The 12,138-nt window shown below is 64.2% G+C and carries 11 protein-coding genes; 8 read left to right on the top strand and 3 right to left on the bottom strand.

Going from position 1 to position 12,138, the window contains the following annotated elements:
• The first annotated feature begins 26 nt into the window (after positions 1 to 26).
• The 5 genes from surA to PG897_RS13610 are packed head-to-tail and all read left to right on the top strand — an operon-like array spanning position 27 to position 4,317.
• On the top strand, positions 27 to 1,325 hold the full coding sequence (gene surA / locus PG897_RS13630) for a peptidylprolyl isomerase SurA (RefSeq protein WP_005304159.1): 1,299 nt from the start codon (positions 27 to 29) through the stop codon (positions 1,323 to 1,325).
• On the top strand, positions 1,325 to 2,320 hold the full coding sequence (gene pdxA, locus PG897_RS13625) for a 4-hydroxythreonine-4-phosphate dehydrogenase PdxA (protein ID WP_201881792.1): 996 nt from the start codon (positions 1,325 to 1,327) through the stop codon (positions 2,318 to 2,320). Before surA ends, pdxA begins: the two co-directional genes overlap by 1 nt.
• Positions 2,310 to 3,122: a 16S rRNA (adenine(1518)-N(6)/adenine(1519)-N(6))-dimethyltransferase RsmA gene (gene rsmA / locus PG897_RS13620; protein WP_005304162.1), complete on the top strand. Its 813-nt coding sequence runs from the start codon at positions 2,310 to 2,312 to the stop codon at positions 3,120 to 3,122. The genes pdxA and rsmA overlap by 11 nt, the downstream gene beginning before the upstream one ends.
• 4 nt (positions 3,123 to 3,126) lie before the next feature.
• A complete protein-coding gene (gene apaG, locus PG897_RS13615; protein ID WP_005304166.1) occupies positions 3,127 to 3,489 on the top strand; it encodes a Co2+/Mg2+ efflux protein ApaG in 363 nt (120 codons plus the stop codon).
• 6 nt (positions 3,490 to 3,495) lie between these two features.
• Positions 3,496 to 4,317, top strand: a complete 822-nt coding sequence (locus PG897_RS13610; protein ID WP_017782105.1) for a symmetrical bis(5'-nucleosyl)-tetraphosphatase — start codon at positions 3,496 to 3,498, stop codon at positions 4,315 to 4,317.
• A gap of 252 nt (positions 4,318 to 4,569) precedes the next feature.
• On the opposite strand, the gene PG897_RS13605 is transcribed toward PG897_RS13610, so the two are convergent.
• Together PG897_RS13605 and PG897_RS13600 are read right to left on the bottom strand one after the other, a co-directional pair.
• Positions 4,570 to 5,070, bottom strand: a complete 501-nt coding sequence (locus PG897_RS13605) for a 2TM domain-containing protein (protein ID WP_017763864.1) — start codon at positions 5,068 to 5,070, stop codon at positions 4,570 to 4,572.
• 234 nt (positions 5,071 to 5,304) lie between these two features.
• Positions 5,305 to 6,294 carry a luciferase-like monooxygenase gene (locus PG897_RS13600; RefSeq protein WP_005304175.1) on the bottom strand — a complete coding sequence of 330 codons (990 nt, stop codon included), beginning with the start codon at positions 6,292 to 6,294 and terminating at the stop codon, positions 5,305 to 5,307.
• A 155-nt stretch (positions 6,295 to 6,449) separates the two neighbouring features.
• Here PG897_RS13600 and PG897_RS13595 point away from each other — a divergent pair, with 155 nt between their 5' ends.
• The 3 genes from PG897_RS13595 to PG897_RS13585 all read left to right on the top strand — a co-directional run bounded on the left by PG897_RS13595 (position 6,450) and on the right by PG897_RS13585 (position 10,345).
• On the top strand, positions 6,450 to 9,422 hold the full coding sequence (locus tag PG897_RS13595) for an HD domain-containing phosphohydrolase (protein ID WP_201889702.1): 2,973 nt from the start codon (positions 6,450 to 6,452) through the stop codon (positions 9,420 to 9,422).
• Between the two features lie 133 nt (positions 9,423 to 9,555).
• A complete protein-coding gene (locus PG897_RS13590; protein WP_017787686.1) occupies positions 9,556 to 9,906 on the top strand; it encodes a hypothetical protein in 351 nt (116 codons plus the stop codon).
• An 85-nt stretch (positions 9,907 to 9,991) separates the two neighbouring features.
• Positions 9,992 to 10,345 (top strand): hypothetical protein, encoded by a 354-nt coding sequence (locus PG897_RS13585; RefSeq protein WP_017787685.1) that lies wholly within the window; start codon positions 9,992 to 9,994, stop codon positions 10,343 to 10,345.
• A 42-nt stretch (positions 10,346 to 10,387) separates the two neighbouring features.
• On the opposite strand, the gene PG897_RS13580 is transcribed toward PG897_RS13585, so the two are convergent.
• Complete coding sequence (locus tag PG897_RS13580) at positions 10,388 to 12,082, bottom strand: AMP-binding protein (RefSeq protein ID WP_270829110.1); 1,695 nt, start codon at positions 12,080 to 12,082, stop codon at positions 10,388 to 10,390.
• Between the last annotated feature and the right edge of the window lie 56 nt (positions 12,083 to 12,138).

The following is a 12,138-nucleotide window of genomic DNA, read 5'->3' as shown; positions in this document are numbered from 1 at the left end:
TCTGGCAAACGCCTTGAGAGATGGATATGAAGAAGACGTTGATTTCCCTGCTGACTGCAGGCCTGTTCGGAGCCATGAGCCAGGGTGCCTTCGCCGCCCCCGAGCTGATGGACAAGGTGCTTGCCGTGGTCAACAAGGACGTGGTGCTGGCCAGCCAGCAGGAGGCCCTGGTCCAGAAGGTCAAGATCTCCGCCCAGGAAAACGGCCAGTCCCTGCCCGATGACGCTACCTTGCGCAAACAGGCGCTGGACCGCCTGATCCAGGAGAGCCTGCAGTTGCAGCTGGCCGAGCGCCAGGGCCTCAAGATCAGCGATACCCAGCTGGAGCAAGCGATCCAGAGCATCGCCGCCGACAACAAGATGACCCTGGATCAGCTGCGTGCCCAGCTGGATCGCGAAGGGCTGACCTATGCCCAGTATCGGGAAGAGGTGCGCCGCGAGATCCTGATGAACGAGGTACGCCGCAACCAGGTGCGCCGCCGCATCAACATCTCCGAGCAGGAGGTGAAGCAGGTGGTGGATATCCTGGCCAAGCAGGGTCAGCAGCAACAGCAGTACCATGTCGGCCACATCCAGGTTGCCCTGCCGGACAACCCGAGCGCCGAGCAGCTCAACGCCGCCAAGAGCAAGATTGAACGCATCCTGGCCGCCCTCAAGCAGGGCGCCGACTTCCGCAAGATGGCCATTGCCGAGAGCAGCGGACCCAAGGCGCTGGAAGGGGGTGACTGGGGCTGGATGAGCCCGCAAGAGATGCCGACCCTGATGGCCGAAGCGGTGCAGGGTGCCAAGAAGGGCGACATCGTCGGCCCGCTGCGCTCCGGTGCCGGTCTGCACATCATCAAGGTGTTCGACAGCAAGGGCCAGCAGCAGGTGGTGCAGACCGAAGTGCGCGCCCGCCACATCCTGATCAAGCCCTCCATCATCCTGAGCGAAGAGAAAGCCAAGGGGATGCTGGACGGCATCCTGCACGACATCAAGAGCGGCAAGGCGAGCTTCGCCAGCCTGGCGGAGAAGTACTCCGAGGATCCGGGCTCCGCGGTGCAGGGTGGCGAACTGGGCTGGTCCGATCCCAACGTCTACGTGCCCGAATTCCGCGACATGGTCAACCGCCTGCAACCAGGCCAGATCAGCGAACCCTTCCGCACGACCCACGGCTGGCACATCGTCCAGCTGGAAGAGCGCCGCAGCCAGGATGCCACCACCAAGGCCCAGGAGCAGCGCGCCTATCAGCTGATCTACAACCGTCGCTTCACCGAAGAGTCCCAGGCCTGGCTGGACGAGCTGCGTGACGAGGCCTACATCCAGATCGAAGGCGCCGGCAGCTGATGACCTGTCGTCGCCTCGCCATTACCCCGGGTGAACCGGCCGGGATCGGCCCGGATCTGGTGCTGCAGATTGCCCAGCAGGATTGGCCGCACCAGCTGGTGGTGATCGCCGATCCGGCGCTGCTGCGCGAACGGGCCGCCCTGCTGGGGCTGCCCGTCGAGCTGCTGCCCTATGATGCCGGTCAGCCGGCACAACCGCAGCGGGCGGGCACCCTGACCGTCTGTCCGGTTCCCCTCGGCGCCGCCGTGATACCGGGCAAGCTGGACGAATGCAATGGCGCCTACGTGCTGGCCACCCTGCAGCGCGCCTGCGACGGCAACATGAGCGGCGAATTTGCCGCCGTGGTGACCGGGCCGGTGCACAAGGGGATCATCAACCAGGCTGGCGTGTCATTCAGCGGTCACACCGAGTTCTTCGCCCAGCAATCCAACACCGCCGACGTGGTGATGCTGCTGGCGACCGAAGGGCTGCGGGTCGCGCTGGCGACCACCCACATTCCGCTGGCCTATGTGGCGATGGCCATCACCGAGGATCGCCTCGGCAAGGTGATCCGCATCCTGGATGCGGATCTCAAAGCCAAGTTTGGCATCGCCAAGCCCCGCATTTACGTCTGCGGCCTCAACCCCCACGCCGGGGAAGGCGGCCACCTCGGCCGTGAAGAGATTGACGTGATCGAACCCGCCCTGGCCGGCCTGCGCCAGGAGGGGATCGATCTGGTCGGCCCGCTGCCGGCCGATACCCTGTTCCAGGAGAAATACCTCAAGGATGCGGATGCGGTACTCGCCATGTACCACGACCAGGGGCTGCCCGTGCTCAAATACAAGGGCTTCGGCAGTTCGGTCAATATCACCCTTGGACTCCCTTTCATCCGCACTTCGGTGGATCACGGCACCGCACTGGATCTGGCAGGCAAGGGCCTGGCCGACTCCGGCAGCCTGATCACCGCGATCAACCACGCCATCAAGATGGTAGAGAAAAAAAGATATGAGCAGTAAGGTGCACATGGGCCACACGGCCCGTAAGCGTTTCGGTCAGAACTTCTTGCACGATCGCTACGTGATCGACCAGATCGTGGCCGCCATCAATCCGCAGCCGGGTCAGAACCTGGTGGAGATAGGCCCGGGTCTGGCCGCGCTGACCGAGCCGGTCGCCGCCCAGATGGACAAGATGACCGTGGTCGAGCTGGACCGGGATCTGGCGGCGCGCCTGCGCGAGCACCCGACCCTGAAGGACAAGCTCACCGTCATCGAAGCCGATGCCATGCGTTTTGACTTCAGCACCCTGATGGGGGAAGGCAAGGGGCCGCTGCGCATTTTCGGCAACCTGCCCTACAACATCTCCACCCCGCTCATCTTCCACCTGTGCGAGTTCGCCGATCGGGTAGAAGACATGCACTTCATGCTGCAAAAGGAAGTGGTGCTGCGTCTGGCCGCCGGCCCGGGCAGCAAGGCCTATGGCCGTCTGAGCGTGATGACCCAGTACTACTGCCAGGTAGTGCCTGTGCTGGAAGTGGGCCCTGGCGCCTTCAAGCCGGCGCCCAAGGTGGATTCTGCCGTGGTCCGTCTGATCCCGCACAAGAACCCGACCATAGTCGCGAAAGACATTCGCTGCCTGAACCGGGTCTGCACCGAGGGCTTCGGCCAGCGTCGCAAGACCATTCGCAACAGCTTCTCCAACTTCATCACGGACGCCCAGCTGACCGAGCTTGGTATCGATGGCAACCTGCGCCCGGAGAACCTCTCCCTCGAGCAGTTCGTCATGATCGCCAACTGGCTGGCGGATCAGCCAAAGGCCTGATCCCGTGGCAACCCCGCACATCCTGGTCCGCCCATACCCCTCGTATGTGGCGGACAGCAAAGACCCTTACCAGTTCCACTATCTCATCGAGATCGAGAACCTGGGGCCCGGCCCGGCGCAACTGCTGCGCCGACGCTGGCTCATCACAGATGCCAATGGCAAGATGCTAGAAGTCGAAGGCCCCGGCGTGGTCGGCGAGCAGCCGGTCATCGCCCCCGGCGAGACCTTCCGCTATCAGAGCGGCGTGCCGCTGGCCACCCCGCTCGGCGTGATGGAAGGGAGTTATACCCTGCAAGACGAGTCGGGGCAGCAATTCGAGGTGCCTATCGCACCCTTTACGCTGGCCGTCCCCCACATTATCAACTGAGGTTTCATGGCGAACTGTTTTGTTGGCGATATCCAGGGCTGTTACGACGACTTGCGCCGTCTGCTGGATCTGGCCGAGTTCGATCCCGCTAACGACGTACTCTGGCTGTGCGGCGATCTGGTCGCCCGCGGCCCGGACTCTCTCAACACCCTGCGCTTCGTCAAAGGGCTGGGCAACCGTGCCGTCACCGTGCTCGGCAACCACGATCTGCACCTGCTGGCGGTCGCCGACGGGGTAGCCCCGCTCAAGAAGAAAGACAGGCTGCAGGAGCTGATGGACGCCCCGGATCGGGACGAACTGCTGGAGTGGCTGCGCCACCGCCCGCTGCTGGCGGAGCACCCCGACCTGCCCATCATGATGGTGCATGCCGGCATCTCCCCGGCGTGGGACGCCCGCACCGCCCGCAACTGTGCCCGTGAGGTGGAAAGCCTGCTGCGCGGTGATCAGTACCAGTGGCTGCTGCACAACATGTATGGCGATCAGCCCGATGGCTGGCAGGACGATCTGGTCGGGATCGAGCGCTACCGCTACATCATCAACACCTTCACCCGAATGCGCTTCTGCTATTTCGACGGCCGGCTCGACTTCAAATGCAAGAAGGGCCCCACCGAGTCGACCCCGGGCCTGCGTCCCTGGTTCGAGCAGCGCGAACACCATGTGGACGACCCCATTCTGGTGTTCGGCCACTGGGCGGCCCTGATGGGCAACACCGGCAAGCAGGATATCAAGGCGCTCGACACCGGCTGCGTCTGGGGCAACAACCTCACTCTGTGGCGCTATGAAGATGATGCCCTGATCGCGACCCCCTGCCCCACCTACGCCAAGTAATGGTGAGGGAGCGAGCGTCTGGACAATCAGAGCCTCACCCTGTGGCGCTATGAAGATGATGCCCTGATCGCGACCCCCTGCCCTACCTACGCCAAGTGACGATAAGCGGCTGAACCTGAGCAACCCTGTGGTGCCATGAAGATGATGCCCTGATCGTCACTCACTGTCCCGCCAACGCCAAGTAGGCTGCAGACAATAAAACAAAACAGGCCCGGTATTGCCGGGCCCGTTTTTTATGGTGCACTGCTCACCCTAGAGCTTGCGTCCCAGTCGTTTCTCGATCTGCTGTCGCTCCCACTCGGGGCCGAACAGTTTGAAGGGCTGGAACAGGTTGATGGCATGGGAGATCAATCCCAGCCCCCAGCCCAGTGCCGGCCACCAGGCCCAGATATAGCCCGGGTTGCTCAGATAGTTGATGACAAACAGCCCGCATATTACCAGCAGGTAGCTGGCGATGTGGTAATAGAAGCCCTTGAGCCCCTCCACATAACGCATGGCGGCCCGCTCCTCTACCGATACCCGGATCTGATCCCGTTCCATCGTGTCACTCCCTCTCATCTCATGCTCCTGTTGGCTTGTACCGTCAAGTTGCGCCACCTCGAGCTCAAAGACGGCGGCCAGGGCCTTGAGGGATTCCAGTCCGGGCTGCTGACCCTGCTCGATCCGCTGAATGGTGCGAACGCTCAGGCCGGTAAAGGCGGCCAACTGCTCCTGTGACCAGCCCCGCTGCAATCTCAACTTCCTGACGATCATCTCGAACTCCTTGTGGTTGATTGACGGGGCCAGCATAGGATCAGGAGGGTGGCATGCGACACGACAGCAGCCTGACACCAACCTGACTTTCCTTTTAATTCAGTGCATTAGATAAAATAGAGAGAGCAGAAATCCCATCAGTCCTCCCCACAACGCCCCCCTCTCGATGACCTGACAGCAGGGCGACAGAGGCGCTTCTAGCAAGATAGCGCCCTGCTCTTCGGGGAGTCGAGCTTATAGCGCCTGCATCAGCTCGGCGGCAATTTCAAAGGAACGCAGCCGCGCCTGATGATCGACGATGGGACCGTTGAACATCAGCTCGTCGGCCCTGGTTTCCGCCAGCAACGCCTTGAGGCCGTGGCGTACCTGATCCGGGTTGCCCACCAGCGAGCGGGCCAGGGTCTGCTCCATCGCCACCAGCTCGCGTTCGGACCACTCCTCGCTCAGTTCGACGACGGGCGCCGGCAACTTGCCCGCGTTGCCGCGATGCAGGCGCAGGAACTGCTGCTGCAGGGTTGTGAACTGGAAGCGCGCCTCCCGCTCGCTGTCGGCGGCGATCATGTTGATGCAGACCACCGCATGGGGCTTGGGCCAGCGGGCGGAGGGGCGATACTGGGCGCGGTAAATTTCCAGCGCCTGCAGCAGCATGGCGGGGGCGAAGTGGGAGGCAAAGCCGAACGGCAGCCCCATGGCCGCCGCCAGCTGGGCGCTGTAGAGGCTGGAGCCCAGCAGCCAGATGGGCAGATGCAGCCCCTGGCCCGGCACCGCCTGCACCGCGCCCACCTCGTCGCCAAAGTAGTCCATCAGTTCGCGCACATCCGCCGGGAAGTCATCCACCTCGCCGCTGCGCTGGCGTCTGAGCGCCCGCATGGTGCGCTGATCGGTGCCTGGCGCGCGGCCAAGGCCGAGATCGATGCGATCCGGATAGAGTGACGCCAGGGTGCCGAACTGCTCGGCAATGACCAGCGGCGAGTGGTTCGGCAGCATGATGCCGCCCGCGCCGATGCGCAGGGTATTGGTGCCGCCGGCCAGGTGGCCGATCAGCACCGAGGTGGCGGCACTGGCGATGCCCGGCATGTTGTGGTGCTCGGCCAGCCAGTAGCGGTTGTAACCCCAGCGCTCGGCATGACGGGCCAGATCCAGCGAGCGGCGAAACGATTCGGCCGGCTGGGAGCCTTCGGCAACGGGCACCAGATCGAGCACGGAATAGGGGATGGCAGACATGGGTCACTCCATTGATTCACAGACCAGTAACAAGGGGGGCAATGTAGCACGGGATACCTGAATGAATCACCTGATCGGCCGGCAAAATTGACGAGCACGGGTTACGGGAGCACCAGCAGGGGGAGTTTCTCTCTGTCACATCCCGATCTCTCTGAATGGGTTATTGTGTTTATTGTCATCCTGCAGGCACACTGCTGGTTGATCGTCTCTGCAATCGCCCGTGTGACAAGGATGTGTCCATGACAACTGCCAGGCCAGGTCGTAAACCCTTCTATGTGCATATCGCCACCCTCTTCATCCTGCTGTTCACCCTGCTCGGCAGCGCCCTCATCGCCTTGCAGTTCCAGCAAGGGGCCCGCCAGGGGCTGGAGCACGAGCGACAGAACTTTCTGCAGTATCGCCAGCAGCTGGCCCTCGCCCTGCAACTGAACGAGCGGCCGGCCCGCATGTCGCTCAGCCTGCTGCGCAGCGGCCAGCTGGCGGCCATGACCACGTTGACCGACCGTCTGGCCTACCTGCCGCAACTGGCGGAGGTGCTGGCCAACAGCCCCAGCTATGGGGCCGTCTATGCCGGCTACGAGGATGGCGACTTCTTTCTGGTGCGCAAACTGACCGAGCGGGCCAAGACCCAGCTGGGGGGCGTGCCGGCCGCCAGCAGCCTGCTGGTGCAGAGCCTCAGCCAGGGCAAGGGGGAGTTTCTCTATTTTGATCAGCGGCTGAGCCTGCTCGAGCGGCGCCCCATGCCGAACTACCGCTACGATCCCCGCAGCCGCGACTGGTACAAGCAGGCCCGCTGGCGTGCGGGGATCGCCACCACCAACCCCTACCTCTTCTTCACCACCAAGGAGCCTGGCATGACCCTAGCGGTGGAGAGCGACGATAGACGCGCCGTGATCGGGCTAGACACCAGCGTCGAGGGGCTGTCGGCCCTGATCGGCAAGCTGCAGTTGCCTGCCCAGAGCCAGGTGATCCTGTTCGATGAGTACGCCACCCTGCTGGCCGCCGATCCCAGGCATCTGCCCAGCTTCGAGCAGCTGAGCCAGCTGCCCATGCTGGCCAGCCTGCCCCACCCGGCCCTGGCGGACCTGCAACAACGGATCATCAGCCAGCCCACCTTGCTGAGCGAGCCGGCCGAGCTCAACCTGACTGCCGCCGATGGCAGCGACTGGCTGGTCAACCTCTCCCCCCTCGGGAGCGACTCCCCCTTCCATATCGCCCTGCTGGTGTCGGCCGACCTGCTCTATCAGCAGGCCAGAGACGAGGCCCTGGTCAATCTGGGCTGGGCGCTGGCGGGCCTGCTGCTGCTGCTGCCGGTGATCTGGCTGGTCTCGCGGCGTACCGCCACCCCGCTGCTGGCGCTCACCAAGGAGGCGGAGCGGATCCAGCATTTCGATTTTGGCGAGAGTCGGGTCCCCGAGTCTGCCATCCGCGAGATCGACGATCTGGCCCATACCATGTCAGGCATGCGGCTGACCCTCGGCAACTTCATGAACATGGGGCGGGCGCTGGCGGCCGAACACCGTTTCGACTCCCTGCTCAGCCGCATCCTGCACGAAACCATCGCCGCGGTGCAGGCCGAAGGGGGTTGTCTCTACCTGGCTCAGGAGCAGGGGATGGTGGCGGTGCAGGCGCTATGGCGCAAAACGCCGCTGCCGACCGGGCAGATCCGCTGGCAACAGGCCCTGTTTGGCGAGCTGGCCCGGGGCGAGCGGCTCAGCCTCGCCATCGACCAGCAGGGCTGGCAGCAGCATCTGGCCGACTGGGGCCCCTTCCCCGGCCCCTGCCAGCTGGTGGCCGAGCCCCTGCGCAACCATCGCCAAGAGCTGATCGGCTGCCTGCTGCTGATCCTGCCTGACTGCTCGGCCCGTGAGCTGGCCTCGCGCATCAGTCTGATCGAGGCGCTGGCGGGCACCTCGGCCTCAGCCATCGAGAATCAGCGCCTGCTGGAGGAGCAGAAACAGCTGCTGGAGTCCTTCATCGAGCTGATGGCCGGCGCGATCGACGCCAAGAGCCCCTACACCGGCGGCCATTGCCAGCGGGTGCCGGAGCTGACCCGGATGCTGACCGAGGCCGCCTGCGCCCAGCAGCAGGGACCGTTCGCCGAGTTCCGGCTCAACGAGGAGGAGTGGGAGGCCATCCATATCGCCAGCTGGCTGCACGACTGCGGCAAGGTGACCACCCCCGAGTTCGTGGTGGACAAGGCCACCAAGCTGGAGACCCTGTACGACCGGATCCACGAGATCCGTACCCGCTTCGAGGTGCTCAAGCGCGACGGCTACATAGAGGCGCTGGCGGCCCGCCTGCCGGCGTCGGAGCGGGAAGCGGCCAGGGCGACGGTGGCGCCGCTCTGGAGCACCCTGGACGAGGAGTTCGCCTTCGTCGCCGAGTGCAACCTGGGCGGAGAATGGATGGCACCGGAGAAGCTGACCAGGCTGGATGCCATCGCCAGCCGCACCTGGCTGCGCACCCTGGACGATCGGCTAGGCATCAGCCGGGAGGAGCTCAAGCTGCGCCAGGGGGAGCCGGCTGCACCACTGCCCTGCGTCGAGCCCCTGCTGGCGGACAAGGCCGCCCACCTCATCCCCCGCCCCGTCCACGATCAGCTGGACGAGCGCAATCCCTGGGGCTTCAAGGTGCGGGTGCCCACTCACCTCTACAACCGCGGCGAGCGCTACAACCTCGCCATCGGCCGCGGCACCCTCACCGAGGAGGAGCGCTACAAGATCAACGAGCACATCATCCAGACCATTCGCATGCTCGAACGCCTCCCCTTCCCCCGCCATCTACGCAGCGTGCCCGAGATTGCCGGCGGCCATCACGAGCGGATGGACGGCAAGGGCTACCCGCGCCAGCTGCTGGGCAGCCAGATGAGCATCCCCGCCCGCATCATGGCCATCGCCGACATCTTCGAGGCGCTGACCGCCAGCGATCGCCCCTACAAATCGGGCAAGACGGTCTCCCAGTCGCTGGCCATCATGCAGAGCATGGTGCGAGAGCAGCACATCGATCCCACCCTGTTTGCCCTGTTCGTCAGCAGCGGCATCTGGCGCGATTACGCCGGGAGATTCCTCGCCCCCGAACAGCTGGATCAGGTGGATGAAAACGCCCTGCTGGCCGGGCTGGCCTAGGGCCGGGTCATATTTTCTTACATTTGCGGGCTGGCCTGAACGCCCCCGGCTGGTTATAACGGTGCCCCTATAGCGAAGGGGGAGCAATAGACTCCCCCTCACTCTTTGTCACACCACACTGTTCAGGTTATCTATGTCAAAACATCTCATCATGCTGGGCGCGCTGACGCTGTCCGGCTGCTCCCTGTTGTCTCCCCCCGCCCCCACCGTCACCCCGGTGCACCTGGCCGATGCCAGCCAGCGCGGCTTCTACATCGAGTGCAGCAACATGACGGCCTGCTTCCAGCAGGCCAACCAGACCTGCCCGCAGGGCTACCAGGAGACGGATCGCCGTCAGCAGACCCTCTACAGCACCCAGTACACGGCGGGCAGCTATGACGACGAGAAAAAGGTCTACAAGGCTGGCAAACCCTATCGCATGGCCAACACGGTGCACTCTCTGACCATCCAGTGTCCGGTCGATATGGGCATCACGCCGCGCTGATCCGCGCTTTGCGGCCGGCACGAGGCAGATGGCCCCGGCCGGCCGCTAGCCACCCTTTTCTTGTTTCATCGAGCACCACTCTCTTATGTCACCCCGAATTTTCCTGCTGGGCAGCCTCTTGCTGTCCGGCTGCGCCCTGCTGCCGGCGCCCGCCACCGTCACCGAACTCGCTTCAGCCAATCCCGCACTGCAACGCTTCCAGATCGAGTGCGCCGCACTGGAGGAGTGCCAGCAGCAGGCGACGCTGAGCTGCCCGCTCGGCTATCAGGAGACCGAACGCCGCCAGCGCACCTTCACTTCCCATCAGATGAGCATGGGGGCCGCCGATCCGATGACGGGGTTTCGCCCAAGCTTCCCCCAGAGCAGCACCTTCACCACCCATACCCTGCTGGTGCAGTGCCCCCGCAAGCCGGCACAGCCCCACCCGCTGGGACGCTGACAAAAAAGGGCCCGCAGGCCCTTTTTTCCGATGTCGCCACGCTCAGCGCATCGCCTCGGCGTGCTGGCGGGCCAGCTCGTCGCTCATCAATTCCCGCATCCTGAATTTTTGCAGCTTGCCGGTTACCGTCATGGGGTACTCCTCCACGAAACGGATGTATCTTGGCACCTTGAAATAGGCGATGCGGGCCGACAGGAACTGCTTCAGCTCCTCCTCGCTGGCCTCCTGGCGGGGCCTGAGCTTGACCCAGGCGCACACCTCCTCGCCATAGCGCTCGCTGTCGACCCCGAACACGGCTGCATCCTGCACCGCCGGATGATCGTAGAGCCGCTCCTCGATCTCGCGCGGGTAGATGTTCTCGCCACCGCGAATGATCAGCTCCTTGCTGCGCCCGACGATCCGTACATAGCCCTCTTCATCCATGATGCCGATGTCCCCCGAGTGCAGCCACCCTTCCTCATCTATGGTATCCGCCGTCTTGGCCGGATCCTGCCAGTACCCTTGCATCACCCCGTTGCTGCGACAGCAGATCTCGCCCCGCTCGCCGATGGCCACTATCTCTCCGCTGGGGTCGACCAGCTTGATCTCGGTGTGACCGATGGCGCGGCCGACCGTGGTGACCCGCTTGTCCAGCGGCGCGTCGATGGCGGTCATGTGATTGATGGGACTGCACTCGGTCTGGCCGTAGGCGATGGTCACCTCGGTCATGTGCATCAGGGTCTGCACCTTGCGCATCAAGGGCTCGGGGCAGATGGCACCGGCCATGATGCCGGTGCGCAGGGAGGAGAGATCGAACTGATCAAACTCCGCCAGCTCCAGCTCGGCGATGAACATGGTCGGCACCCCGTGCAGGGCGGTGCAGCGCTCCTCGCTCACCATCCGCAGGGTGGCCGCCGGATCGAAGGCTTCGGCCGGAAACAGGGCGCAGGCCCCCACACTGATGCAGACCAGATTGCCGAGCACCATGCCGAAACAGTGGTAGAGCGGCACCGGGATGCAGAGCCGATCCTGCTCGCTGAACGCCATGCCTTGCGCCACCTGGCGGCCGTTGTTGAGGATGTTGCTGTGACTGAGGGTAGCCCCCTTGGGGTTGCCCGTGGTGCCCGAGGTGAACTGGATGTTGATGGCGTCATCGGGTTTGAGGGTGGCGGCCACTCGGGCCAGCCAGGCCGGATCCTGCCGGTCGCCCAGTGCCAGCACTTCGGGGAAGTTGAGCATGCCGGCGCTTTGCTGCTCCCCGAGCCGGATCACCATCTCCAGGCTTGGCAGCCGGGATGATGTCAGGCGGCCTGGCGGACAGCTCGCCAGCTCGGGGGCCAGCTCGCCCAGCATGGCGAGGTAGTCGCAACCCTTGAACGCGCTGGCGCAGATCAGGGCCCGACAACCCACGTTGTTGATGGCAAAGGCGAGCTCGTGGCTGCGGTAGGCGGGGTTGATGCAGACCATGATGGCCCCGATGCGGGCCGTAGCGAATTGCACCAGGCACCACTCGATGTTGTTGGGCGACCAGATGCCGACCCGATCCCCTGGCCGGATCCCGAGCGCCAGCAGGCCCAGCGCCAGCCGGTCTGTCTGGGTCAGGTATTCCCGGTAGTTCCAGCGGATCTGCTGGTGGCGCACCACCACAGCGGGCCGCTCGGGGAAACGTTCCGCCACCTCTTGCAGGTAGGCGCCTATGGTCTGGTGAAGCAGCGGCTGATCGCAAGGACCGGCCCGGTAGCTGAGCAGTGAGGTCATGGGGTGACTCCTGGCCACATAGGTTGGTATTGCCTACTGCTCGGCTGGCGTGTTTT

It is taken from the genome of Aeromonas sp. QDB20, assembly GCF_027707805.1.
Classification (GTDB): Bacteria; Pseudomonadota; Gammaproteobacteria; order Enterobacterales; family Aeromonadaceae; genus Aeromonas; species Aeromonas dhakensis.
The sequence above is the reverse complement of the archived record's forward strand: the minus strand, read 5'-3'. Positions and strand labels throughout refer to the sequence as shown.

Coding starts and splice junctions, on each gene's coding strand:
- pdxA (WP_201881792.1), top strand. CDS start 1,325: ATGACCTGTCGTCGCCTCGCCATTACCCCGGGTGAACCGGCCGGGATC.
- PG897_RS13585 (WP_017787685.1), top strand. CDS start 9,992: ATGTCACCCCGAATTTTCCTGCTGGGCAGCCTCTTGCTGTCCGGCTGC.
- rsmA (WP_005304162.1), top strand. CDS start 2,310: ATGAGCAGTAAGGTGCACATGGGCCACACGGCCCGTAAGCGTTTCGGT.
- PG897_RS13580 (WP_270829110.1), bottom strand. CDS start 12,082: ATGACCTCACTGCTCAGCTACCGGGCCGGTCCTTGCGATCAGCCGCTG.
- PG897_RS13610 (WP_017782105.1), top strand. CDS start 3,496: ATGGCGAACTGTTTTGTTGGCGATATCCAGGGCTGTTACGACGACTTG.
- surA (WP_005304159.1), top strand. CDS start 27: ATGAAGAAGACGTTGATTTCCCTGCTGACTGCAGGCCTGTTCGGAGCC.
- PG897_RS13590 (WP_017787686.1), top strand. CDS start 9,556: ATGTCAAAACATCTCATCATGCTGGGCGCGCTGACGCTGTCCGGCTGC.
- PG897_RS13595 (WP_201889702.1), top strand. CDS start 6,450: ATGGGTTATTGTGTTTATTGTCATCCTGCAGGCACACTGCTGGTTGAT.
- PG897_RS13600 (WP_005304175.1), bottom strand. CDS start 6,294: ATGTCTGCCATCCCCTATTCCGTGCTCGATCTGGTGCCCGTTGCCGAA.
- PG897_RS13605 (WP_017763864.1), bottom strand. CDS start 5,070: ATGATCGTCAGGAAGTTGAGATTGCAGCGGGGCTGGTCACAGGAGCAG.